This window comes from Allorhizobium ampelinum S4 (assembly GCF_000016285.1).
GTDB classification, from domain to species: domain Bacteria; phylum Pseudomonadota; class Alphaproteobacteria; order Rhizobiales; family Rhizobiaceae; genus Allorhizobium; species Allorhizobium ampelinum.
Genome location: NC_011988.1, coordinates 271655 through 297285, shown reverse-complemented (window position 1 = coordinate 297285; position 25631 = coordinate 271655). Strand labels below are relative to the sequence as shown.

Annotated in this window: 21 protein-coding genes; 10 read left to right on the top strand and 11 right to left on the bottom strand. The window is 59.7% G+C overall.

Annotated features, from left to right (window positions below):
* Positions 1-18: 18 nt before the first annotated feature.
* The 6 genes from AVI_RS31355 to AVI_RS18620 are packed head-to-tail and all read right to left on the bottom strand — an operon-like array spanning position 19 to position 6569.
* The gene (locus AVI_RS31355) at positions 19-903 is read right to left on the bottom strand and encodes an ATP-binding cassette domain-containing protein (RefSeq protein WP_012653686.1); all 885 of its coding nucleotides are present in this window, start codon (positions 901-903) and stop codon (positions 19-21) included.
* Positions 900-1733 carry an ABC transporter ATP-binding protein gene (locus AVI_RS31350; protein WP_012653685.1) on the bottom strand — a complete coding sequence of 278 codons (834 nt, stop codon included), beginning with the start codon at positions 1731-1733 and terminating at the stop codon, positions 900-902. The genes AVI_RS31355 and AVI_RS31350 overlap by 4 nt, the downstream gene beginning before the upstream one ends.
* Positions 1730-2578 (bottom strand): ABC transporter permease, encoded by an 849-nt coding sequence (locus AVI_RS18635; RefSeq protein ID WP_012653684.1) that lies wholly within the window; start codon positions 2576-2578, stop codon positions 1730-1732. Before AVI_RS18635 ends, AVI_RS31350 begins: the two co-directional genes overlap by 4 nt.
* Positions 2575-3498 (bottom strand): ABC transporter permease, encoded by a 924-nt coding sequence (locus AVI_RS18630; protein WP_012653683.1) that lies wholly within the window; start codon positions 3496-3498, stop codon positions 2575-2577. The genes AVI_RS18635 and AVI_RS18630 overlap by 4 nt, the downstream gene beginning before the upstream one ends.
* A 55-nt stretch (positions 3499-3553) precedes the next feature.
* Complete coding sequence (locus AVI_RS18625; RefSeq protein ID WP_012653682.1) at positions 3554-5107, bottom strand: ABC transporter substrate-binding protein; 1554 nt, start codon at positions 5105-5107, stop codon at positions 3554-3556.
* A 40-nt stretch (positions 5108-5147) separates the two neighbouring features.
* The gene (locus AVI_RS18620) at positions 5148-6569 is read right to left on the bottom strand and encodes an amidase (RefSeq protein ID WP_012653681.1); all 1422 of its coding nucleotides are present in this window, start codon (positions 6567-6569) and stop codon (positions 5148-5150) included.
* 180 nt (positions 6570-6749) lie between these two features.
* Between AVI_RS18620 and AVI_RS18615 the strand changes: the two genes are divergently transcribed.
* From AVI_RS18615 to AVI_RS18570, 10 genes are all read left to right on the top strand, one after another.
* Complete coding sequence (locus AVI_RS18615; protein WP_041698461.1) at positions 6750-9335, top strand: winged helix-turn-helix domain-containing protein; 2586 nt, start codon at positions 6750-6752, stop codon at positions 9333-9335.
* 160 nt (positions 9336-9495) lie between these two features.
* A complete protein-coding gene (locus AVI_RS18610) occupies positions 9496-10497 on the top strand; it encodes a LysR substrate-binding domain-containing protein (RefSeq protein WP_012653679.1) in 1002 nt (333 codons plus the stop codon).
* Between the two features lie 112 nt (positions 10498-10609).
* Complete coding sequence (locus tag AVI_RS18605; protein WP_012653678.1) at positions 10610-11692, top strand: extracellular solute-binding protein; 1083 nt, start codon at positions 10610-10612, stop codon at positions 11690-11692.
* Positions 11693-11695: 3 nt separating this feature from the next.
* On the top strand, positions 11696-12802 hold the full coding sequence (locus tag AVI_RS18600) for an ABC transporter ATP-binding protein (RefSeq protein ID WP_012653677.1): 1107 nt from the start codon (positions 11696-11698) through the stop codon (positions 12800-12802).
* A complete protein-coding gene (locus tag AVI_RS18595) occupies positions 12799-13677 on the top strand; it encodes an ABC transporter permease (protein ID WP_012653676.1) in 879 nt (292 codons plus the stop codon). Before AVI_RS18600 ends, AVI_RS18595 begins: the two co-directional genes overlap by 4 nt.
* Complete coding sequence (locus AVI_RS18590; RefSeq protein WP_012653675.1) at positions 13674-14471, top strand: ABC transporter permease; 798 nt, start codon at positions 13674-13676, stop codon at positions 14469-14471. Before AVI_RS18595 ends, AVI_RS18590 begins: the two co-directional genes overlap by 4 nt.
* Positions 14464-15945, top strand: coding sequence for a SidA/IucD/PvdA family monooxygenase (locus tag AVI_RS18585; RefSeq protein ID WP_012653674.1), 1482 nt, complete (start codon positions 14464-14466; stop codon positions 15943-15945). Before AVI_RS18590 ends, AVI_RS18585 begins: the two co-directional genes overlap by 8 nt.
* The gene (locus AVI_RS18580; RefSeq protein ID WP_012653673.1) at positions 15942-16778 is read left to right on the top strand and encodes a creatininase family protein; all 837 of its coding nucleotides are present in this window, start codon (positions 15942-15944) and stop codon (positions 16776-16778) included. Before AVI_RS18585 ends, AVI_RS18580 begins: the two co-directional genes overlap by 4 nt.
* Entirely contained in the window at positions 16775-17821 is a 1047-nt protein-coding gene (locus AVI_RS18575; RefSeq protein WP_012653672.1) for a questin oxidase family protein, read from the top strand. The genes AVI_RS18580 and AVI_RS18575 overlap by 4 nt, the downstream gene beginning before the upstream one ends.
* Complete coding sequence (locus AVI_RS18570; RefSeq protein ID WP_012653671.1) at positions 17818-19425, top strand: amidohydrolase family protein; 1608 nt, start codon at positions 17818-17820, stop codon at positions 19423-19425. Before AVI_RS18575 ends, AVI_RS18570 begins: the two co-directional genes overlap by 4 nt.
* On the opposite strand, the gene AVI_RS18565 is transcribed toward AVI_RS18570, so the two are convergent.
* From AVI_RS18565 to AVI_RS18545, 5 genes are read right to left on the bottom strand one after another with little or no spacing between them, the layout of a single operon-like run.
* Positions 19419-20708: an amidohydrolase family protein gene (locus AVI_RS18565; protein WP_041698459.1), complete on the bottom strand. Its 1290-nt coding sequence runs from the start codon at positions 20706-20708 to the stop codon at positions 19419-19421. The genes AVI_RS18570 and AVI_RS18565 overlap by 7 nt on opposite strands.
* A gap of 16 nt (positions 20709-20724) precedes the next feature.
* A complete protein-coding gene (locus tag AVI_RS18560; protein ID WP_012653669.1) occupies positions 20725-21669 on the bottom strand; it encodes an ABC transporter permease in 945 nt (314 codons plus the stop codon).
* On the bottom strand, positions 21666-22715 hold the full coding sequence (locus AVI_RS18555; RefSeq protein WP_012653668.1) for an ABC transporter permease: 1050 nt from the start codon (positions 22713-22715) through the stop codon (positions 21666-21668). Before AVI_RS18555 ends, AVI_RS18560 begins: the two co-directional genes overlap by 4 nt.
* Entirely contained in the window at positions 22705-24225 is a 1521-nt protein-coding gene (locus AVI_RS18550; RefSeq protein ID WP_012653667.1) for an ABC transporter ATP-binding protein, read from the bottom strand. Before AVI_RS18550 ends, AVI_RS18555 begins: the two co-directional genes overlap by 11 nt.
* On the bottom strand, positions 24222-25631 hold the full coding sequence (locus tag AVI_RS18545; RefSeq protein WP_012653666.1) for an amidase: 1410 nt from the start codon (positions 25629-25631) through the stop codon (positions 24222-24224). Before AVI_RS18545 ends, AVI_RS18550 begins: the two co-directional genes overlap by 4 nt.

The following is a 25631-nucleotide window of genomic DNA, read 5'->3' as shown; positions in this document are numbered from 1 at the left end:
CGCAGGGTCCCCAATCCATTACATAGGGCTATGCGCCAAGACCCAATGGCCGGGCGAAACCGCCTCATAGGGATCATCATCCCCATGGGTGGGCAGCGCGACGGGCACACGTCTCTCGCCGCTACGGCGGCGGCCAAGGCGCGGAACGGCTTCCAGCAGGCTCTTCGTATAAGGATGCCGGGCATGTTCAACAATCGCTTCGACCGGGCCATATTCCACGATGCGACCATGATGCATCACGGCGACCCGGTCGCAGAGATGGGCAACGACTGCCATGTCATGCGAGATGAACAGGTAGGAGAGAAAATTCTCTTTCTGCAAATCGGCCAGAAGGTCGAGAATCTGGGCCTGAATACTGACATCAAGGGCAGAAACGGGTTCATCGGCAATCACCACCTGCGGCCCTGGCGCAAGTGCACGGGCAATGGCGATACGTTGACGCTGGCCGCCGGAAAACTCATGCGGATAGCGATCCGCATAATCCCGCTTGAGCCCGACTTTCTCTAGAAGATCGGCAACGCTCTCGCCGATTTCTTTCCAATTGGCGACGCCAGTGGCGTAGATCCCCTCCCCGATCTGGCGACCGATCTTCAGTCTGGGATTGAGGGAGGAATACGGATCCTGAAAGATCATCTGACAATGGCGAAACGCCTCACGGCGCAAGGGCGCTGAAAGACCGGCAATATCGGTCCCACCGATGCGGATCGTGCCTTTATCAGCGGTTTCAAGCCCGACGGCGATACGGCCCAGCGTCGATTTACCGGAGCCGCTTTCGCCGATTACCCCGAGCGTTTCGCCGCGCCCAAGACTGAGAGACACGCCGTTGAGCGCCCTCACCTCTCGCCCGTTCGCGGAAAATACCTTGCGGATAGTCTCAAGGGCCAGGATTGGTTCTGTGGTCATTTGGCATTGGCCTTTGTCTTGTCGCGGCGCTGCTGCATGGCCCGTTCTACGGTCAGATGCGAGGCCAGCAACGCTTTGGTATAGTCATGCTGCGGCGCAGACAGAATTTGCGCGACCGAGCCGGTTTCAACGATGCGCCCGCCGCGCATGACCGCGACACGATCCGCCGTTTCGGCAACCACACCGATGTCATGGGTGATCAACAGAATGCCTGACCGGTGGCGCAGTTTGAGATCAACAAGCAGATCCAGCACCTGCGCCTGGACTGTCACGTCGAGCGCCGTGGTCGGCTCATCGGCAATCAGCACGCCGGGTTTCAGGGTCAGGGCAGCAGCAATCATCACGCGCTGGCGCATCCCGCCGGACAGTTGATGCGGATACTGGCCGAGAATACGCCGGGGATCGGGAATGCGGACATCCTCAAGCGCGGCAATGGCGTGCTCCAGCGCCAGACGACGCGCCATGCCCTTATGGCGGATCAAGCCTTCGCTCATCTGGCGACCAATGGTCAGGACCGGATTGAGCGACGTCATCGGCTCCTGGAAGATCATGCCAATTTTGGCGCCGCGCACATCTTCCATGTCACGGCGCTGAAGCCCGGCAATATTCTGCCCATCGATCTGGATCGTGCCTGACATTGTCCCCGCCTCGGGCAGAAGACGCATGATCGACAGCGACGTCATGCTCTTGCCGCTGCCGGATTCGCCAACAAGGGCGAGGATTTCACCTCTGGCAAGGTCGAACCCAACACCATCGACAGCGGCGAACGACCCTTGCCTGGTGGGGAAGGCAACCTTAAGATCGCGGACGCGCAGATAAGGTTCCGTCATGGTCTTGCCTTTCGGCGGGGGTCGATGAGGTCCCTGAGACTGTCACCGATCAGATTGAAGGAAAGCACGGTGAGGCAGATCGCCAATCCGGGAAAGATCAATATCCATGGGGCTTTGGTGATATAATTGCGCCCCGAGGCAAGGATAGCGCCCCATTCCGGCGATGGCGGCTGGACCCCAAGCCCCAGAAACGAAAGCCCGGCGGCGGACAGGATGGCGGACGAAAATCCGAGTGTTGCCATGACGATCAGGCTTTGCACAATATTCGGCATGACATGGACGCGGACCAGCCGGGCGGACCGTGTGCCTGCAAGTCTGGCGGCTTCGATATAGGGTTTTGCCCGCTCGGCAGCCGCAAGGCCATAGGCCACCCGCGCATAAAAGGGAACGAGACTGATGGCGATTGCCAGTGTTGCGTTCTCTATTCCTGGCCCGAGGAAAGCGACCAGCGCAAGGGCGATCAACGTATCGGGAAACGAATAGAGCACATCGATAAGCCGCAACAGCAGAGCCTCGACAACCCGGCCACCGAAAGCGGCAATCAGACCAATGAGACCGCCGATTACCAGACCGCTGACGACGGCGCTGAGGCCGATGCCAAGCGACAACCGTCCGCCGAGCAGCACGCGGCTGAAAAGGTCGCGGCCAAATTCGTCGGTTCCGAAAAGATGCGCTGCCGATGGCGCCGCCAACCGGGGGCCTGACGCCATCCTCATCGGATCAAACGGAGCAATATAGGATGACAGCAGAGAAAGCAGCACGATGACAAGTGCAAGCGCCAGCCCTATCGAAACACTAAGGGGCAATCTGAGAGAGAACATGCTGCGTTTTGCGATGCTGGTCATCTTTGCCTCATCCGGGGATCCAGAAAGCCGTAGAGAATGTCGATCAGCATCGAGACGATGACAACCGAACTGGCGAAGACAACAATGAAGCCCTGGATCATCGGATAGTCACGCTCCAGCATGGCCTGGACGGCCAGCCGGCCGATGCCATTCCACGAAAAGACGTTCTCGATGATCACCTGACCGCCGAGGAGATAGGCAAAGACCAGCCCGACAACCGTGACGATGCTGATCAGCGCCGGCTTCAGGGCATGAACCAAAAGCACCTGATACTCACGAAGCCCGCGCGCGCGGGCCGTGCGGATATAATCCTCGGCCAGGACCTCAACGAGGGCCGAGCGCGTCATGCGCGCCACCAAGGCGCAATAGGTCAGACCCAGTGTCAGGGCTGGCAGGATGATGTTGCGAAAACCCGAACCTGCGACTGGGAACCAGCCGAGCTTCAGCGAAAACACCTGGATCATGATCAGCCCAAACCAGAAGCCGGGGATGGAGACACCCAGAACCGCAATCACCATGACGGCCGTATCGGTCAGTTTTCCACGGTGGATTGCCGCCAGAAAACCGAGCGGTATGCCAATGGCAAGGGCAACGCCGAGCCCTGAAACCGCCAGAGCAAAGGTGTTTGGCAACCGCTGGAGCAGCAATCTTGCGACAGGTTCGTTGCCGCGGATTGTCATGCCAAGATCACCCTGGAAAACGTGCCAGGTATAGAGCCCCACCTGCTGCCATACGGGCAGGTCGAGCCCCAGCTTGGCCCGCATTTGCGCCATCGCTTGCGGACTTGCGGTTACGGATTGCGCCATCATCGCAGTGACCGGATCGCCAGGGACGATATGGATGAGAATGCCCGACAGGATAATGACAGACACAATCGTCGCCAGGGCAATGAGCAGCCGTTTGAAAATGAGAACAAGCATTGGAACCCGTCTGTATCGGAAGGCTGCCCCGGCCAGGCCGGAGCAGCGGCTCCCATTATGGCTTAACGCTCACGTCGTTGAACAGCAGCGACACCATGAAGCCCATCTTGAAGCCATCGACTTTCGATGTCGATGCCATCAGCCAGCCCCAACCAGGTGACAGCAGCGGGATCGCATAGGCATTCTCCATCAGATATTTTTCAATATCATGGATCTTGGCGGCGCGAGCATCACCTGAAAGCTTGCGCTGCTCGTCCAACATGCCATCGAGGTCGGCATTGATGCCCATATTGACAAAGCCGGGACGTTTCCAAAGGAAAGTGAGGTAGTCCGGATCGACACCTGACATGCCCATGGTCCAGACGGCAGGTTCGCCATCGGTGCGTTCGTTGACGCCCTTCATATAGTCAAAATAAGCGGCCACTTCGCGGGTCTCGATCTCGGCCTGAACGCCGATGGCAGCCAGATCCTGTTGCATGATCTGATGCATCTGGTCCCAGCCCGGCAGCTTGTGAACGAGAAGCTTCACCTTCAGCGGCTTTTCCGGTGTGTAGCCCGCCTTGGCCATCAAAGCCTTGGCGGCTTCGGGGTCATATTTGACGCCCCAGCTGGCGCAAAGCGCCTCATCGGTCGAGAACAGGTTCGGTGCCACAGGGCAATTGGCGGTGTTGACCAGGCCTTCAAAGGCAATCGACGCATAGGCGTCGCGGTTCATGGCCATGCCGATCGCCTTGCGGATATCTGGATTGTCGAGCGGCTTGATCTTCCAGGTGAAGGCGGCCAGCATTTGCTGGCCGGACAGGTCTGCTGCGTAGACCTTGAAATTGCTGTCAGCCTTCAGGTCGGCGGCTTCTTCCAGAGACGGCTCGACCATATCGACTTCGCCTGAGCGCAGGGCGGCCATCCTGGCCACGGCTTCCGGGATGACCTTAAAGGTCAGCTTGTCGATATGTGGCTTGCCGGGATTTTCGATCAGTGGGTTGGCGTTCTGGTAATCGGCATTCGCCTCCAGCTGGATGCTGTCATTGCGGGTCCAGTTGACGAATTTGAACGGGCCGGTGCCAATCGGCTTGAATTCCTTGGCAGATGCCGAGGACGGGCAGATAAAACCGGCCTGGATGCTAGTGAGGAACGACGTGAAGGGACCATAGGGTTCGGACAGAGTGACTTTCAGCACCTTGCCCTCGACGCTGCTTTTGGTGATCGGACCCCAGGCCGAGAGGTTCGGATTGACGGTGGCGGGATCAAGCGCCCGGTCGAGGCTGGCCTTGGCCGCCGCCGCATCGAAGGTGCTGCCATCGTGGCATTTAATGCCATCGCGGATGGTGAAATCATAGGATTTGCCATCCGGCGCCATCGTCCAGGCACTGGCCAGGCCCGGATGGACGGAGCCGTCCTTGGCCATCGTCAGCAAGGTATCGAAGATCAGGTTGGTAATCTGCAAGGACTGTGTCGTGCTTGCCTTTTGCGGATCGAGTCCGTCGGCATCGACAGAGCGCGCAACGGTCAGCTCGGCAGCGCTGGCTGAAAACCCGGTGAGAGCTGCGGCAAGCGCCACCGCGACTGCGCAGCTGCGGGCAAGCGGGGATTTGTCTGGTTTGTGGTTCATGCGTCGTTCCCTTTGTTTTGTATTTTTATGCGTTTCAGTTTCATGCGACCGAAATCTGCGGTCGCCGATTGCTCCATGGACGAGCGGCCTCCAGCTGCGCGGCAAGCCTGAACAACAGACCTTCGCCGGTCGGTGCAGCCGCAAACTGAACGCCGATCGGCAGGCCTTCGTCGTTCCAGACGAGCGGCACCGACATGGCCGGTGATCCATTGACGTTGAAGATATGCGTATAAGGCATCCACGACAGATAAAACGCATAGTGTCCGCGCATCGAAGTCGAAGCCGGAAAAGCCTCATGCGGAAGTGGGGGTTGAGCAAGCGTTGGCGACAGGAAGAGATCGAAGGTTTTAAACGTCGAGGAAACGGCTGAGGCCACCTCATGCAGGCGCGTTGTGGCGATATTGACACCGACCGCGCTGATGCGGTTTCCAGCCTCGATCATGTCCCACAGCATCTGCGGAAAATCACCCTGTGTCAGCTTGCGCCCGAGGACACCTTCCTCAAGGCGCATGTCGGTTGCGTATTCGGCGAGAATATAAGTCTCAAAAGCATCCCAGCCGTCATCAGGCAAGTCGATATCGAAAGGCTCGCAATGATGACCCAGGCTCTCAAGCAGCTTGACGGTCTCAGCGACCGCGGCCTTGCAATCGGCATGGGTTTCTGCGCCATAGGGTGCCCTGGTCGAAACGGCAATTCTCAGCTTGCCCGGATCGCGTCCCACCTCGGCAGCGAATTGCCCCCCTGCGGGACTGTTGAAGAATTGCCCTCTATGCGGTCCGGCGGTCGCATCCAGAAGGGCGGCGCTATCGCGGACGGACCGCGTTAGCGCATGTTCCACCAGCATGCCCTGCCAGGTGCTTCCCGCAGGCGCAACCGGATTGCGGCCCCGGCTTGGCTTCATGCCGAAACATCCACAGACGGAGGATGGCACACGGATCGAACCGCCGCCGTCATTGCCGTGACCCATCGGCACGATGCCCGCCGCAACTGCCGCTGCGGTGCCACCGCTGGACGTCCCCGCCGTGCGACCCGGATTCCATGGATTATTGGTGACGCCATGCGCCCGCGAACGGGTCGTCCAGTCCATGGCCAGCTCCGGCACGGCTGTCTTGGCAAAGGTGACAAGCCCGGCCTTCTTGAAGCGACGCACCAATTCGCTGTCTTGCTGCGGCGTAACAGAGGCGCGAGGCGGCCATCCAGCACCCGTTGGCTGTCCAGCATAATGCGCGGTGAGGTCCTTCAGAACGAAAGGGACGCCTTTGAACGGGCCATCCTTCAGCTCTTCCTTTATGAAGCGGCGAGCCTCGTCTTCGAATGTTGCGACAATGGCATTCAATGCAGGATTGGTCGCCGCTACGCCGGCAAGCGCGGTTTCCAGCAGTTCGGTTGGCTGAACCTCACCCTTGGCAACAAGCTCTGCCAATCCAGTTGCATCATAGGTTCGATATTCGCTTAACTGCAATTTTCCGGTCTCCAATGGCGAAGTTGCCTAAAAATACGGCCAGCACTTATTTTTGGCATGATCCCGAAGGGTGAGATGCTAAAATTTTTCAATCTCACCCTAAAGAGTGATAGGCTCAGCGAACTCAATGATTTTCAGGGGGGACCTGTGCAACGAACGCGCCTTTTAAACAGACGATCTGTGCCGCCCAGCGCTTCGACAGGCCTGATCGACCGTCCGCGCCTGACGCGACTGTCGCAGCTTCTCAGCAAACACCGGCTGGCGCTCGTCCATGCCCCGGCTGGCTCCGGCAAGACCACGCTTCTCGCCCAATGGCATCGGAGCCTGTCGGATGCCGGGTTTTCGACCGTCTGGTATTCGGCAAGCGAAGACGACAAAGATCCGTTCAATTTCGCCGAGGGCCTGCTCCAGGCACTTCAGCAATCGATCGCTGATAATCGCGATCATCTGCCCTCCCTTGATCGCGCCGACGCGCTGCAACGCTTGACGGCTCTGCTCACCGATCAATCCATCCGCCAGCCGCTGGCCTTGTTTATCGACGATTACCATCTGGCCGAAGGCGGCGATGGTGGCGAGGCGATCAATACGATCCTCGCCAGCCGCTTGCCGAGCCTGACCGTCGTGCTCGCCAGCCGCAACCGGCCTGCCATACCCGTTGGCCGGTACCGGGCCAACGGCGAGATGATCGACATTGCCGTGGAAGACCTGCATTTCAGCGAGGAAGAGACCGAGGCGTTTTTTCGCACCGCCTCCAATGTCGCCTTGACGGCAGACGAAAGCCGCCAGATGCATGATCATACCGAGGGTTGGGCGGTCGGCTTGCGGCTGGCAGCCCTGGTTACAGGGCGGGCGACGGGCAATTTCGTCGCCGCTGCGCCATCTGGAAGCCATCGCGCATTTGCCGACTATTTCCTGGAGGAAGTCATTGCCGGACTGCCTGCCGAGGTTTGCGACTTCCTCGCCAAGACCTCCCTCTTGGAAACGCTGAATGCCGACCTCTGCAACGCCGTGACCGGTCAGCGTGACGGAGACCGGATGCTGGCCTTCCTGGAGCAAAGCCAATTGTTTGTCGTTGAGCTTCCGGGAACGCAGCGGTGGTACAAGTATCACCATCTGTTTCAGGAGTTTCTGCAAACCCGCCTTTATGGCGACGACCGGCCTGCTGTCGAAGACATTCACGCCCGCGCCGCGCAATGGTTCATCGACAATGGTTCGCCCGTCGATGCCGTCCGTCATGCCTTTCTCGCGCGCCAGTCCAAATGGGCGGCAGAATTGATCGAAACCTATTGCCTGTACGACTATCTCAGCCATGGCCGTTTCGACACCTATTCCCGCTGGATGCAGCAACTGCCCCGAGAGGCCCGCGAGGAAAGGCCGCTGCTGCTTTTCCTGCACGTGTGGCGGTCCATCAACATGCGCCGCTTCTTGCAAGCCGAACAAACCCTTCAGACGATAGAGGCGGCAGCCAGCGACCCGAATAGTCCTGTATCCCTCATCGCGGCCCGAACGGGTCTCGATATCAGCGGACGGCTCCATCTCATGCGGGCGCTTATCGGTGCCTATGGCGGCGATTTCACAGTCGGAAGCTTTCACCTCTCCCAACTGGCCGGAAAAGAGCTTGACCGGCTGGCCTTCGGACAGGTCGACCTCGACTCCATTCACAGCTATTTCGCCTTCAATCTGGGCAAGCTGGATCTGGCGGAACGGCTGACATGGCGGGCAAATGGTGTCTATGACGACATGGCCTGCCATTGGGGCGGGATTCATTCCCGCTGCATTGCCGCCATGTCCTACCTCGCCCGTGCGCTGTTTCAGGAAGCCCGGCATGTGATTGTCGAAGCCCTGGCGATTGCCGAGCAGAATTTCGGGGAACACTCCTACATGGTCGCCCTGCCATCGGCGCTTTTGGGACTGATTGCCTATGACGACAATGATCTTGAAAAGGCCGAGCGCCTGTGGCGACGGGCGATCCCGGCTGAAAAGGCAACGGATGTTTCCGGGCTGTGCGAACGGATCCTGATTGCCACAACCGGTCTCGTGCGGCTTCTCGATATAACTGGCCGGGTCGAGGAGGCAACGGCACTTCTCGTTCGTGCCAGCAGGAGAGCCTATGAGGCGGAAGATTTTCGCCTCGAATTCCAGCTCGGTATAGAGCGGGCCGACAGGGCCTTTCGTCTCAACAGCCCCGCAGAGGGCCGCCGCGAATGGGAACGGCTGTCGCTGCAATTGCCCGAGGCACGCAACCGGTTTCCCTCTTCCGCCTGGCAGATATGGGACCCATTTCGCATTGTCGAGGCCAGAATCCTGCGCAATGCCGGACAGATCGATGCCGCAGCAGAAAAGCTTCGGACGCTTGCCGCAGGGGCGCGGCAGGAAGGCCGTATTCTGATGGCGCGACAGGCAGAAGCGCTCGCCAAGGTTATTGCGCCCGCCCATGAGGCCGAGGAGACGCAGCCTGCGGATCTTGAGGATGACACCATGGCCACCCGGCGCATCTTGCGCGATTTCATTTCACCCGTTGCCGCGTCTCCGAACCCCGGCGGAGGGCAAAGGCAGGAGGCCCGGCTCAGTCTGCGTGGCTCCCTCACCGAGTTGACGCAGCGGGAAGACGACGTGCTGCAATTGATGCGGTGGGGGCTTTCCAACAGCGAAATCGCCACCAGGCTCGATATCAATTTGAATACCGTGAAATCGCACGCCAAGAACATTTTTGCCAAGCTCGGTGTGAAAAGCCGAACCCAAGCCGTTCTGAAGACCCTCGAATAGTGGGTGAGATTGCCGCGAAGTGTCCTTTAGAAGCTTTGCTCGCGACGGCTGTGTCGCGCATAAACAATAGCTCAAAAGCCAAAACGCTCCAGTTTCCAGGTCAGCAACTGGCATAGAAAATGCTTTTCATCAAGTTACTCACCCCCAAAGGAGTACGAGCATGTCGGAGCAGGCCTATGCAAATCTTGATATCCGTCTGATGCGCACTCTGCGCTTGCTGTTGACGGAATGCAGCGTATCGCGCACTGCCGATCTGCTGGGCCAGGCGCAGCCGACCGTCAGCCTTTCGCTGAAGCGGCTACGCGATATTTTCCAGGATCCGCTGCTGGTGCGGTCCGGCAGCGCGCTTGTGCCAACCGAGCGAGGGCTAGCGCTGCGCTCGGCGATGAATGATATTCTCGGTCGGATCGATACCCACCTGATCTCTCCGACTGCTTTTGATCCCGCCGTATCCGTTCGACATTTTCGCATTGTTGCCAGCAATTGTCTCGGCACCGTGTTCATGCCGCAATTGATCGGCGCGATCACCGATATGGCCCCCGGTATTTCCATCGACGCCTCGCCAATGCCATCCCAGGATGACCTGCTGTCGGGACTATCGGAGGGCCGGATCGATGCGGTGATCGGCAATTGGCCCCACCCGCCGGAACACCTGCGCATCGCGCCAATGCTGAAGACCGATATCGTCTGCATGGTCAGATCCACGCACCGTTTTGCCCGCCGGGGCCGGGATCGCATCCGGCTTGATGAATATCTTGAGGAAAGCCATCTGTCACCGACGTCAGAGCGTGACGCGCAATTCAGCCCCATTGACGGACGATTGCGTGATCTCGGCGTCAAGCGGCATATCCGCGCCACGGTGCCGGAATATTCCATCGCGCCCTACGTCCTTGCCCGCTCTGACCTCGTCTTCACCACCGGACGGCACTTTGCCGAACAGGTGGCGCAAACCTTCCCCTTTGCGGTTCTGGACGCTCCGGTGGAATTGGGGCAGATGCATTTCTATACGCTCTGGCACGACCGCAAACATCACGCGCCAGACCAGGCGTGGCTACGCCGGATGATCAAACACGCCTCAGCCGAGATGCAAACACTCGACCGCCCCGGTCCCTTGCCTCTTCCACCGATGCACCACATGCAGCCCAGTTGGCAGCCAAGCTGATACCCGCCCCATCACAAACAAAGGCAATAGACACTATAGCCTTTGCCTTATGGCCGTTTGGATCGAAAGTCCGCACACTATCCTCATCGCAACAAGAACCGGATGGGGCTCCATGAAACGGACAGGTATCACACGGCGTGACGTGCTGGCGGGAATGGCGGCGGGTGCTGCCGCAGGAGTGGTTTCAAACGCGGGCATCGCACGCGCTGCGGTCTCCGACATGGTCTGGGCAACCTGGGACTCCAACGGCCATCCCGAATATGTCGCCGCCTTCGAAAAGGAAACCGGCGTCAAGGTCAAACTCTCCTATCTCTCCAGCGAAGATGCACAGTTTGCCGCGCTGAAAACCGGGGCCGCCGCCGATTGGGACATGATCAACCCATCGCTGAACGGCAGCTGGCGCTATATCAAGGCAGGCCTGCTGAAGGAGCTGGACCTGTCGAAAATTCCCAATGCCAGCCTGATGTATGATGTGTTCAAATCCACGCCGAAGGTGATGGATGAGGCCGGCAAGACCTTTGCCATTCCCTATCTCTGGGGCCTGAACCCGATTGTCTACCGCAAGGACAAGTTCGACAAGGAGCCGGACTATACCACGCTCTTCGATGCGAAATATTCCGGCCAGCTCGCCATGCGCGATTACGCCCTGGAATCCATCGCCATCGCCGGGCTGGTTGCCGGTGTGCCGCGTGACAAAGTGTTCGTGATGGAGGCCAAGGAACTGGCCGAGGCGAAGAAACTGCTGATTACCCAGAAGCCGCTGCTGCGCACCTATTGGCAGACCATCGGCGACCTCACCAATCTCTTCGCCACAGGCGAAGTGTCCTGCGCCTTCTCCTGGCGCGTACCTTATGACGAGCTACAGGCCAAGCTGCCAATGGGCATGGCCAAGCCGAAGGCTGGCGTGATGGGCTGGTGCGATTGCTTCGGCATGCCTGCCAATCTTTCACCGGAAAAGACCGAGATCGGCTATAAATTCATCAATTATCTGCTTGGACCGAGCTATTCCACCGATGTGGCACGGATCGGCCATTACGCCACCACCTCCTCCGTCATCAGAGACAAGCTTTCGCATGAGGAACAGGCAACGATCTTCGTTGACGATATGGACGTGATGAAATCCTTCATGTGGCCGGTGGCGCCGCCCAATTATTCCGACTGGCTGAAAATCTGGAACGAAGTCAAGGCGAGCTGAGGCATGACGCAGGCATGGGATACGACAGCAACGGACAAAAATGTCGGAACCGGTTTGCCGATGCTCTTGTCCGCAAGGGGCCTCGTCAAGTCCTATGGCCGCAACCGTGCGGTCGATGGCGTGGATCTGGACATTCCAGAACGCGCCTTCACCACCTTTCTCGGACCTTCGGGCTGCGGCAAAACGACGATCCTGCGGATGATCGGCGGGTTTGAAACTCCCGATGCCGGGTCGCTGGTGCTCGACGGGCGCTCGCTCACCGGCGTGCCACCGGAGCGGCGACCGGTGAACACGGTGTTCCAGAATTACGCCCTGTTTCCGCATCTGACCGTGTTCGAGAATGTCGCTTTTTCGCTCACCCTGCGCCGTGGTGCGCAGGACCCGGCACCGCGTGTGAAGCGGGCGTTGGACGCCGTTCACATGGGCGAATTCACCAGCCGCTATCCGCATCAGCTATCCGGTGGCCAGCAGCAGAGGGTGGCAGTGGCCCGCGCCATCATCGCCGAGCCGCATCTGCTGCTGCTCGATGAGCCGCTTTCGGCACTGGATCGCAAGATGCGCGGGCATCTGCAGATCGAGCTGAAAGACCTGCAACGCCGCCTCGGCATTGCTTTCGTCTATGTCACCCATGACCAGGAAGAAGCCTTTGCGCTGTCGGATATCGTCGTGGTGATGAACAAGGGCCGCATCGCCCAGAAAGCCGACCCGGTCACGCTTTATGCACGACCCGCCGACACGTTCGTGGCAGATTTCATCGGCTCGGCCAGCCTGGTGGAGGGTGAGGTTCTGGCGCTAGACACGGAGACGGCAACCATCGGGACGCCGCTTGGAACCATCACCGCTCCCGCCATCCATGGTCTTGCGAAAGGCGAACGCGCCGCCCTGGTGATCCGGCCTGAGCATTTACGGCTTGGCAACGCGGACGGTCACGGCCTTGTTCTTTCCGCCAAGGTTCGGCATGTCGTCTTCAAGGGCGACCGCTACCTGATCGAAGCAGATATTTCCGGCGTAACGGTACGGCTGATGGCCGACCGGCCAGCGGAACCAGGATCGACAATCGCGATGGCGCTCGACACTGCTTCATGCTTCATCACGAGGCTTGCATCATGACGCTCGTTCTCAGCCGCGCGCATCTGGCGCTTCCCGTCTCAATGCTGCTGGTTCTGGGCTGTCTCTTGCCGCTTCTACTGTTGTTGGCCTTCAGTCTCTTCACAGTGGATCTGGATGCTTTCGTCATGGTGCCGGATCTCTCCCTGCACAGCTGGGGCCAGATGATGTCCAATCCGGTCTTTGCCCTGTTGATCGGCAAGGTGGTCCTGTCCGGGCTGGCAACGGCATTTCTGGCCGCGATTCTCGGCTATCCCATCGCTCTTTCCATTGCCCGCCTACCAACCGCCTGGAAGGGCATTGCCCAGATCGTATTGCTGACGCCGCTTTATACCGGCGAAATCGTCCGCATCTATGCCTGGCGGGTGGTTCTCGGCTCCGAAGGGCTGGTCAATGCGGTGCTGAAGGGGCTTGGCCTGGTCGATCAGCCGGTCAAGTTCCTGCTGTTTTCGCCCTTCACCACCCATCTCGTCCTTCTCTACAATTGCCTGCCCTTTATGGTGTTACCGATCTGGATTTCGGCGGAATTGATCGATCGGCGGTTGATCGAAGCGGCCCGCGACCTCGGTGCCCGCCCGTTCGATGCCTTCACAAGGGTGATCTTTCCGCTGACGGTGCCGGGCCTTGCTGTCGGCCTGCTGGCGGTCTTTGCGCTCGCCGCCGGTGACATGCTGACACCAAGCATGCTGGGCGGCACCTCCGGCGCAACCCCGATGGCGATGATCGACAACCTGTTCGGCACCGCCTTCGACTGGCCGCTTGCCTCTGCCTTGGCGTTGAGCCTGTTGATCGCGCTGTTTGCAACGGCAAGCGCTATGGCCTGGCTCCTGCTGCGGCTGAAAGGCGCGCGGGCCGTCCTGCAGGGGGGCTTGAAATGAACCGGCGGATCACCCTGACTCTTGGCCTCGCTGTCGGCTTCTTCTATCTGCCGATCATCGTATTGGCGCTGTTTTCCTTCAATGCCTCCAGCCTGATGGCCTTTCCCTTAAGCGGCTTCACGCTGTCCTGGTACAAAGACCTGTTCAGCAATACGACCTTTATCAACGGCTTCCTGACCAGTTTCCTGATCTCCCAGCCGGTCGGCATCCTGGCGGCCTTGATCGGACTTTGCGCGGCCCTGGCACTTGCCTCGCCCAGGCTGGCCTTTCGCCCGGTCTTTATCTTTCTGATTGTCCTGCCATTTCTGGTGCCGAAAACGGTGCTGTCAATTGCCCAGGCCATGCTGATGAACTGGATAGGACTGGGGCGCGGAGCAGCCGCTCTTATCGCTGCGCAAACCTTGATCGCCATCCCGTTTGCCACCACCATCATTGCCGCCACCGTCATCCGCCTCGACAAACGGCTGGAAGATGCCGCCCGCGATCTGGGGGCCACACCTTGGCAAAGCTTTCGCCGGATCGTGCTGCCGCAGTTGAAGGGCGCCATCGGTGCTGCCTATTCCATTGGCGTTATTCTATCGCTGGCCGATCTGACCATCTCGATGTTTCTCGCCGGTCGCACCCAGCCGCTCTCGTTGATTATCGCCTCGCAATTCCGGCGCGAGCTGAAGCCCGACCTCAATGCCATGCAGGTCGTGGTGCTTTTGCTGACAGCCGTGATCGTCATTGTCAGCGAGCTTTATCGCCGCAACCGGCACAAACACAGTATTTCAGGACCCTCAGACCATGCTTGATCCTCTCCCCGATGCCGTGGCCGCACTTGCTCGTTTAAAGGACGCGGCAAGGGCCGATCTTGCCGCCCTCGCCTATCCGGCGGCTCCCTGGCTTGCGCCACTGTCCATCTCCGCACCATCCGTCTGCGATGTCGCCATCGTTGGCGGGGGACAGTCGGCGATCACCATAGCGGCGGCGCTGAAATGGGATGGGGTCCAGCAGATCCGCCTGTTCGACAGCGCCCCGGCCGGCTCGGAAGGGCCGTGGACCACCTTTGCCCGCATGGAAGAATTGCGCACCCCTAAAACGGCGGTCGGCAACGAATTCAACGTCGCCAATCTCTCGGTGCGTCGCTGGTTCGAAACCCGCTATGGCATTGAGGCCTGGCAGACGCTGGGCCGCATCCCCCGCACCGACTGGAAGGCCTATCTGGACTGGTATGCCGAGGTTTTCGACATTGCCATCACCAATGAGACCCGCGTGACGGACGTCTCGCCGGAAGGCGACCTGATGGCCGTCACCACTCTGCGGCAGGGCCATGTCGAGCGCCATCTGGCGCGGGCCGTGGTTCTGGCCACCGGCTTTGACGGTGCCGGTGCCTGGCGGGTGCCGCGTTTCATTTCCGACGCTTTGCCATCGCAGCGCTATGACCATACCAATGGACAGGTGGATTTTAAGCGTTTGAAGGGCAAGCGGATCGGCATTCTCGGTCACGGTGCCTCGGCCTTCGACAATGCCGTCACCGCGCTGAACAGCGGTGCTGCCTCGGTCGATCTCTGCTTTCGCCGGAAACAACTGCCCCGCACCAATCCGCACCGTGCACTGGAAGCACCACCGCTTCTCAGTGGTTTCGGGGCGCTGTCCGACCAAACCCGCTGGCAAATCGCCCGGTTTTTCCGCAGCACCGACCAGCCGCCACCGGTGCGCGCCTTTGAGACAGCAATGGCCCTGCCAGGCTTTACCCTGCGCCCCGCAACGCCTTGGCTGGAAGTGTGTGAAAAGGACGGCGCAGTCTCGGTGAAAACGCCCGATGGCGTGCTGGTCTTCGATCATCTGTTGCTGGCAACAGGCATGGATGTCGATCTCTCAGCGCGCCCGGAATTGAAAACCCTGGCCCCGAGGATCGCGGTTTGGGGTGAGCATTTCACGCCTTCAGCCGGAGAGGAAGACGCCCGGCTGTCGCAATTGCCCTATCTCGACCCCTATTACGCATTCCTGCCGAAGGTGCCGGAAGACGGCTGGGTCAGCCGGGTCTTTGCCTTCAACAGCGCGAGTTTCGTCAGCCATGGCCCGCATTCCACCTCAATCAGCGGCCATCGCTATGCCCTGCCAAGGGTGGTGCGCGGCATTGAGCGCCGGCTGCTGCTGGATCAGGAAAACGCAATCCTGCCGGGGCTGGAGGCTTATAGCTCGCAGGACCTGCCGGTCAGTGATGATTTCGAAGCTGTTATTGCTGCCCGAAATGCAGCACGGATGATGGAAAAAGCATCATGACTAGGTCTTTCTACTGGGTGGATCATTCAACCCAAACCTTTGCCGAGCGTGATCTCTCAAAAACGGTGGTGGTGCTTCCTATCGCCGCTGTCGAGCAGCACGGCCCGCATCTGCCCGTCGATGTCGATGCGGCCATCAACGCGGAGATCATCCGGCGCACGGTGGCGCGCTTGCAGCCGGACACCGACGTCCTGTTCCTGCCGCCCATGATGGTCGGGAAATCCGACGAGCACATCGCCTTCCCCGGCACGCTGGCGATCTCCGGCGAGACCCTGCGCCATGTGTGGCTGGATCTGGCCCGCAGCGTCAAGCGCGCGGGTGCGGCGAAATTGATCCTGTTCAATTCCCATGGCGGCCAGATGGCGCTGATGGACATCGTTTGCAGGGATATCCGCATCGAACTTGGCATGTTGGCGGTTTCCTGTTCCTGGTTTCGCATCGCGCCGGTGGAGGATCTGTTTTCGCGCGCGGAAATCGACCACGGCATCCATGGCGGCGACATCGAAACCAGCATGATGCTGGCAATCGCGCCTGAGCGGGTGGCCATGGACAAAGCCGAGAATTTCGTCCCCCTGACGGTGGCAATTGAGAAATCCGGCAGCATGCTGACAGCAGAAGGTGCCGTGGGTTTCGGCTGGCAGGCGCAGGATCTTCATCCAGCAGGCGTCTGCGGCAATGCCAGCAATGCAACCGCGCAGAAGGGCCAGATCGTGCTTGATCGCGCCGCCGATGGACTTGTCAGCCTGATTGCCGCGACACAGGCCTTCGACCTTTCGCAACTGACATCGCAGACGCGCTTTTCGAACCTGTGCCGAGCGAGGAGAATACCATGATGGAGCCAACCAAAGCGGCGGAGGTCGAAGCACTGCTCGCCGAAATGCCCGCCTGGGGATCCGAATTTACCGGCACCTTCGCCAACCACGCGCCCATGGTGCTCTACGCCCTGGCCGAAATTGGCGGCACACCTGCCCAGATGCGCCGCTTTTTCGATCATTATAAGGGTATAAAAAAACTGCTGCCTTTCGGCCAGCCATCCACGCCGCTCGATGCAACAACATGGCGCTCCGTTCTCGGCCAACGGGAACGGGAGCCGGATCTGCGGCTGTTTTTTTCCGCTGAAGTCTCCCGGATTGGAATAGAGGCAGCGCTCAAGCACTATCTGCCGGATCTGGCACCGGGCGTGGCGGCAAGCGCCTTTCACGCCCTGATGCGCACGGCCTATGGCGTGTTGCGCCAAAACCAAGGCGATATCGCCATTGCGCTTGCCTATTGGGCGGCGACCTATCTGGCGCTGCCGCCTGCGACCGGCGCAAGCCCTGTTACAGACGATCCTGCCGAAGTGCTGCGCCGGGTCACGCTGATCGCCCCCATGCACACGCTGACGCTTCATGATCTTCTGTGGCAGAACATGCGTGACGCCGCCGCCCTGCCGGATTTTGTTCCTGTTGTAGACTGGCTGGAAATTGGCCCCGATACGATGGAAAAGATGGCCGCTGTTGCCATCCGCTTATTTGCGGCCACCCAGCATTTTGCCGCTTTGCATGTGGTCACGGGCCTGCATTGGATACGCCTGCTCACCCCCACTTGCGACCGACAAACCCGCGACACAATGCTGCGCGTGTTCTGGCAAGCGATTGCGGCGCTGATGCGGGAACTGGACTTTCCAACCCTACCGCCAGAGGAGGAGATCTCGCGCTGGCGCGCGCTGGCTGCCCCGGATTGGCCGGTGATTTTTGCAGCAGCTGCTTCGAGCTATGACGAACATGATATCAGCCTTGCCTATTCGGCAGCCCAGGAAATGACGATCTATGCAGACCCGCTCTATCGCGTTGCCGCGGCGCGGCGTCTCGGCCTGATTGGAGACTATCGGATATGACGCAGGCCATTACGATGCCGGACAATCCCGGCGCAGATTGCATCATCGAGGCCGGCATCGTGCTGACCGGCCTTGATGCCGGCAGCGGGCTGACCGGCCTTGGCGCGGATGGCAAAATGACCATGCGCCACGATGTCGGCATCCGCGTCGAGAAGGGCATGATTGCACAGATCGGTCCGATGGAAGCGGTCGGCTATGGCAACGACCACCTGCCACGCTTTGGCTCGCGCCGGATGATCGCCATGCCGGGCCTGGTCAACGCGCATCACCATTTCGGTGTGACACCACTGATGCAAGGCGTGCCTTTCGCGCCGCTGGAACTGTGGCTGCCGCAATTTCGCGCCATGCGCCGGATCGACCAGCGGCTGGATACGCTTTATTCGGCCATCGAAATGCTGGAAAGCGGCACGACGACCGTGCAACACATCCATAGCGGCTTTTCCGGCACGCCGGACAGCTGGATGCAGACGGCAGAAGCAACAATCTCGGCCTATGGCGAAATCGGCATGCGGCTCGGCTATTGCTTCATGATCCGCGACCGCAATATTCTGTCCTACGAGCCGGATGCGGATATCTTAAGCCGCCTGCCCGCCAAACTGCGCGACTGGATTGCGCCGCAACTGGCCGCTGCCGATATTCCGGTTCCCCGGCTGATGGAATTCTATACCGATCTGCGCGCCCGTTTCATGAAGGGTAGCCCACAGCATATCCGCATGAATCTTGCGCCCGCCAATCTGCACTGGTGCAGCGATAATGCCTTGCAGACGATTTTCGAGACGGCCAAGGCGGCAGGTGGAAATGTCCACATGCATCTACTCGAAACCGAACGGCAGGCGGAATTTGCCCGGCGCACCTATGGCCGCAGCGCGGTTCAGCATCTGCAAAAACTGCAATGCCTTGACGCCAATGTAACGCTTGGCCACGGCAACTGGATGAGCGGCGAGGATCTCGACATTATCGCCTCCTGCGGCTGCACAATCTGCCACAATGCCTCTTCCGGCCTCAGGCTCGGCAGCGGTATTGCGCCCGTCAACGAGATGCGACGGCGCGGCATTCCGGTTGCCCTCGGCATAGACCAGTCGAATATTGCCGACGACCGCGACATGACACTGGAAATGAAACTGGTCTGGGCGCTGCACCGGGAAACCGGCCTTTGGAACGACAGACCGGATGCGGGCGCGGTGCTGCAAATGGCCAGCGAACATGGCGCGGCCTCCGCCGGATTTGGTGGATTTACGGGACGTCTGGAGCCCGGCTGGCAGGCCGATATCGTGTTGATGGACAAGGACCGCATTGCCCGCCCGGCTATCAATTCACGAACGCCACCCGTGGAAGCGCTGCTGCATCGCGGTGGGCGTCACGCCATAGAACAGGTCTTCGTCGGTGGGCGGCTGGTCGTCGATGGCGGTCGCGTGACAACCGTGGACCGCGATGCTGTCATGGCGGAAATCGAGGCTATTCTATCACGCCCGGAAACGGATGCGGAACGGTATGCTTGGCAGGCGGTAGAAACCCTGCTGCCGCATCTCGAATCCAGCCTGCAACAGTTGGGCCTTGGGGCTGGTTATCGTCGTTACCGCTACAATTCAATGTCGGATCAGTAAACGGGTACGTAATCGCGCCCGCTATCGACAGCCGCAGGGCGGCCTTCCAGAAACAGTTCTCCAATGCGGGGTGCGGTGCGGGAAATTACCTTACCGCCCTTGACCACAAACAGGCGTGATGGCTTGAGGCGCAGCGCCTCAAATACGTCTGCCGCCTGCAACACGATAAGGTCTGCCTTGCAGCCGATCTCCAGACCATAGCCTTCGAGACCCATGGTTTTTGCCGAATTGACGGTAAGCGCGTCAAAAATCTGTCTCTTGTCATCCAGCCCGCCCATCTGCGCGACGTGGATGGCCATGTGACCAACCTCCAGCATGTCGGCCGATCCCATTGAATACCATGGGTCCATGGTGCAATCCTGACCGAAAGAGACGTTCAGGCCTGCTGCCATCAGTTCGCGCACCCGCGTCATGCCACGGCGTTTCGGATAGGTGTCGTGGCGGCCTTGCAGCATGATGTTGATCAGCGGGTTGGGAATGACGTTGATCTGGGCTTCTGCCATCAGCGGAATGAGCTTGGAGACGTAATAATTATCCATGGAATGCATGGAGGTGAGATGCGATCCCGCCACGCGGCCTTGCAGCCCATGGCGAATGGTTTCTGCCGCCAGCGTCTCGATATGGCGTGACATCGGATCGTCGGTTTCGTCGCAATGGATATCGACCGGCAGGCCCCGTTCGGCCGCAATGCGGCAGAGAGCCTCCAGTGAAAGTCTTCCCTCATCCATTGTCCGCTCGAAATGCGGAATGCCGCCAACGATGTCGATGCCCATATCGAGTGCGCGGTTGAGCGAGGAAACGCCGCCTTCAGCGCGGTAATAGCCATCCTGCGGAAAGGCCACGAGCTGCAATTGAATATAGGGAGCCACCCGTTCGCGCACCTCAATCAGGGCTTCTGCTGTGACCAGTCTTGGATCCGACGTATCGACATGGCTGCGGATAAACAGCAGGCCTTGGGAGACGGCGAGATCGCAGTAGCGCAGGGCGCGTTCAACCAGCGCTTCCTTGGTCAGCAGCGGTCGCAGCTCACCCCAGAGCGCGATACCTTCCAACAATGTGCCGGACACATTCATGCGCGGCATGCCAAGTGACAGCGTTGCATCCATGTGAAAATGCGGATCGCAAAAGGGTGGGCTGACGAGACGGCCCGTTGCATCAATCTCCTCGCCGCACACGGCATCCAGCCGCTTTTCGATGGCGGTGATCTTTCCGCCAGAGAGGCCAATATCGAAACCCTGGCGACCATCTGGCAGGTTGGCATTGCGGATGATGAGATCGAACATGGTGAGTTTCCTTGGTTCAGCGCTCGCCGCGCCGATAGGGTTGCATCAACGCTTGCGGTACGCGGGCGCGGCGCGCCATCACTGCAAGGGCTGCGATGGACAGGATGTAGGGGGTCATCAAAAACAGTTGGTAGGGCACGGCCCCACCGAGAGCGGTTTGCAGGCGCAGTTGAAAGCCATCGAAAAATGCAAAAAGCAGCGCACCCAGCAGTGCCCGGCCCGGACGCCATGAGGAAAACACCACGAGTGCGATACAGATCCAGCCGCGTCCCTGCACCATGGTGGGGAAAAAGCTGTTGAAGGCCGACAGTGTCAGGAAAGCGCCTGCCATGCCCATCAGGGCAGAGCCAGCAATCACGGCACCATAGCGCACCGCCATTGGATTGATCCCTTGCGCTTCCGCCGCATGGGGGTTTTCGCCGGTCATGCGGATGGCAAGGCCAAGCGGCGTGCGAAAGATCACGTAAGCCAGAATGATCGCCAGCAGAATGGCGAGATAGGTTGGCGGGGTCTGCACGAAAAAGGCAGGTCCGACAAAGGGCAGATCGCTGAGGCCCGGAATGGCAATTGGCTTGAACGGAACGATGGTTGGCGGGGAGCCTGCGACTGGAACCGCCAGACGGAAGGTGTAATAGCTGAAACTGGAGGCAAACAGCGTGATTCCGAGGCCACAGACATGCTGGGATAGTCCGAGGGTTACCGTCAAAAGCGCATGTAAAGCGCCGAAAACTCCACCTGCCAGAGCCGCAATCAGCAGGCCAGTCCATAGATCAGCACCGTGATAAACCGATAACCAGCCGATCATGGCACCGAACGTCATGATGCCTTCGATGCCAAGATTAAGCACGCCCGCCCGTTCGCACAGCAGCGCGCCGAGTGTGCCGAAAATCAAGGGCGTCGCAATTCTGAGGACTGCGGCCCACAGGCCGGTTGAAGCGAGGATGTCCATCATAGCGCTCATCGGACAATCCTGTATTGGGTGAAAAACAGCGCGATCAACATGGTCAGCAGCGATAGAGCTACCGTCACATCGGCAATATAGCTGGGAATGCCCATGGCGCGGCTCATGCTGTCGGCACCGACGAACATGGTGGCGGTAAACAGCGCCGCCAGCACAACGCCCAGCGGATTAAGATTGGCCAGCATGGCCACCACTATGCCGGAATAGCCATAGCCGGGAGAGAGATCCGTCGTCACATAGCCCTTAACGCCCATGACTTCCACAGCCCCTGCAAGCCCCGCAAGACCACCGGAAATGCAAGCAACCATGACCAGCGTGCGGCCAAGCGGGACGCCTGCAAAAACGGCACCTGCCGGATTGAGGCCAGCCGCACGTGAGCGAATACCAAACACCGTGCGCTGTTGAACAAAATGCAGCACAAGCGCCAGCACCACAGCAATAACGAGGCCCAAATGCAGGCGTGAACGCGCCAACAGCTTTGGCAGCATGGCAGCATCAGCCACCGATTGCGACTGCGGCCAACCGAAAGCCATCGGATCTTTCAACCCGGTATCAATCAGCATTGAGACAAACAGCACGGCAACGAAATTGAGCAGCAAGGTCGTCACCACCTCGTCCACGGAAAAACGCAGGCGCAGCCAAAGCGGTACGAGCAGCAAAACCATGCCCGCGAGCGCACCGAGGATCAGCAGGGCGGGAATTTGGATGACTGGGGGAAAATCGCTCAAAAGATGCGAACTTGCCGCCGCAACGGTGATGGCACCGAGATAAAGCTGGCCCTCGGCCCCGATGTTCCACAGCCGCGCCCGAAACGCCACTGCCGCAGAAAGACCTGTCAGCATTAGAGGTGTTGCGCGGGTCAGTGTTTCTGTGGTCGAGAGCCGCGAGCCGAAAGCGCCGATCAGGATACGCCAATAGGCTTCCAGAACTGGCGCACCCGCAATGGCAATGAGAATGCCTGAGATCGCCAGCGCGGCGACAATGGCCATGATGGGCGTGGCGATGACAAGCACAAGAGGTCGATGTTCGCGTCGCTCAAACCGCATGGGACACCTCCGCCTGCCATTCGCCTGCCATCATCAGGCCGAGTTTGCGGGCATTGGCATCTTCGGCATTGATCGGCGGCGACAGCCTGCCACCGACAATGGCTTGAATGCGGTCGGCAAGCGCCATGACCTCGTCCAGATCCTCGGAAATCAGCAGCACGGCAGTTCCGGCCCGGCGTGCTTCGAGAATGCGCTCGTGTACCGCCGCCACGGCTCCTTCGTCCAGACCCCGCGCGGGTTGGGCGGCCAGAAGAATACGGGGGCGATTGATTAGGTTTCTGCCCAGAATGAGTTTTTGCATGTTGCCGCCGGACAGCAGCCGGATGCGGCTGGCGGGGGTGCCGCCGCGCACATCGAATTGCTCGATGATGGTGCGGGCAAATTCCATGCCTGCCTTGCGGTTGACAAGGCCGTGCCGTGAAAAGGCCGGGAGCCGCTCAAGAATGGCATTTTCCCAAATCGCCATCTCGCCGATTGCTCCTTCCTTGTTGCGGTCTTCGGGAATGCGGCCGATGCCTGCCGTCACGACGTCCGCCACCGACAGGTTCTCCACCGGGGTGCCAAACAACAGAATGTCGCCAGCCGTATGCGGCATAGTGCCGGAGAGCACTTGCGCCAAAACGCCCTGACCATTGCCGGAAACACCAATGATACCAAGAACCTCGCCAGCCCGCAGCCGGAAATCGATGGCCTTCAGCACATTGACGCCGTCTTTGCGGACGCTCAGGTGTGCCGTTTCCAGAACAATATCACCGGGTGTAGAGGACTCTCGAACGGGTCGGGTCACTGTGCGTCCCACCATAAGCTCGGCAAGCTCTGCCTTGCTGGTCTCCGCTGCCTTGCGCTCCGCCACCCGCCGTCCACCGCGCAGCACCACGATCCGGTCGGCGGCAGACATGACCTCATCGAGTTTGTGGGAAATGAAAATCAGCGACAGGCCCTGTGCCGCCATATCTTTCAAGGTCGTAAACAGCATTTCTGCTTCAATCTGGGTCAGAACAGCGGTCGGTTCGTCCAGCACCAGAATGCGGGCATCATTGTATAGCGCCTTGAGAATTTCGACCCGCTGCTGCTCACCCACCGAGAGATCACCAAGACGCGCATCTGGATGAACTTTCAGACCGAAGCGGCTGGAAATGGCCATCAGCTTTTCCCGCGCCTGCGCACGCCGCGACCGCACGGACCACAGGCTTTCCGTGCCCGTTGTGACGTTTTCCAAAACGGTCAGGTTTGGAGCCAGTGAAAAATGCTGATGCACCATGCCGATGCCTGCCCGAATGGCGGCACGCGGCTTGCCGGGCGGCAATTCCTTGCCCTCGACCAGAACCTTGCCGGAATCTGGCACATAATGGCCAAACAGGATGCTCATCAGGGTGGTTTTTCCAGCACCGTTTTCCCCCAGTAGCGCCAGAATTTCGCCCTTTGCCAGCGATAGCGAAATATCATCATTGGCAAGATTGCTGCCAAATCGTTTGCTGACACCCAGAATGTCCAGCACGGGCACCATCATGGTGCAAATCCAGCAATCGGAAATCTTTGCTGGAACCGTTGGTCACTCTCAAGGCGGGCGGCCAGTTGCAAAAGCAGCGGCTCACTGCCCATCGGGGCCAGCATTTGCACCGGAAGCGGCAAGCCGGACGCATCGCTTCCATAGGGCAGGGTGATGGCCGGGCATCCTGAAGCATTGGCAAGGGCTGCGAGTGGTGCAAAGCGGGCCATGCGGTCGAAATGCAGATCGGTATCACGATGATCGCTGGGGAAAGAGCCAATCGGCAAGGGTGCCGATGATAGCATTGGGCACAACAGACAATCGACATCGTCGAACAACCGCCAGAGATCGCGGCTGACAAGCACCATGGCATTGAGGCTGCGCCAAAGGAGGGCGGCGGGCAGTGCCAGCCCACGCTCAATGGTCGCCTGTGTCAGTGTTTCCGTCTTGGATGCATCAAGGTTGAATTTCGAAAACGTCTCGGCAAGATTGGCGCAGACAATATTGACAAAGGCATCGTTGCTTGCCGCCGCTGGCTGGGCGATTTGTGAAAAGACAATGGGCACAAGCTGATGACCATCGGCTTCCAATGCCCGCCCTGCCTCATCAATGGCCACCAAGCGTTCACTGTCGGTGGCATATTGATCGCCAGTGTCGGTGAGAATGCCGATGCGCAAGCGGCCAGCCTTTGGCAGCGTGGGAGAAAATGGCGGGAATGGACCTTTCACATTGCCACTGAGCACAGAAAAGCTGGTTGCCGTGTCGCGCACGGATCGGGAAACGACCAACTCGCTGGCAATACCGCCCAGATGATTGCCAAAGCTGGGGCCAGACGGCATGGCCCCTCGGCTGGGTTTCAGGCCAACAAGGCCGCAGCAGGCAGCGGGCACACGGATGGAGCCGCCCGCATCGGTGGCATGGGCAATGGCCACAATGCCAGCAGCAACGGCCGCCGCAGCACCCCCAGAAGACCCGCCAGCCGTGCGGGCACTATCCAGCGGATTGCGGCAGATGGGTCCGATCTGCGGCTCGCTTGCCAGCGAAAGGCCGAATTCTGGGCTGGTGGTCAGGCCGAAAACGCAAAAGCCTTTGCTGCGGAACCGCTCTGCCAGATCGGAATCAACCAGCCCGCCACGGCGCGCCATGAGCCTTGATCCCGCCACCACCGGAAAACCCGCAAACGGCCCGCCCAGATCCTTTGCAAGCGTTGGCACGCCTGCAAAGGCCATGGCAGAGCGCGGCTTGGCATCCAGCGGCAGGGCATCGAGTGCCCGCGCCGCCTCAAGGCCTTTTTCAGCATCCATATAGGCAATGGCACCCAGATCGTTGAGCGTCTCAGCGGCAGAAATTGAGGCCTTCATTGCCTCGGTGGCAGACAAGCGACCGTGTGCGATCGCTTGGGCCAGAGCAGTAGCATCAGCTTGCAT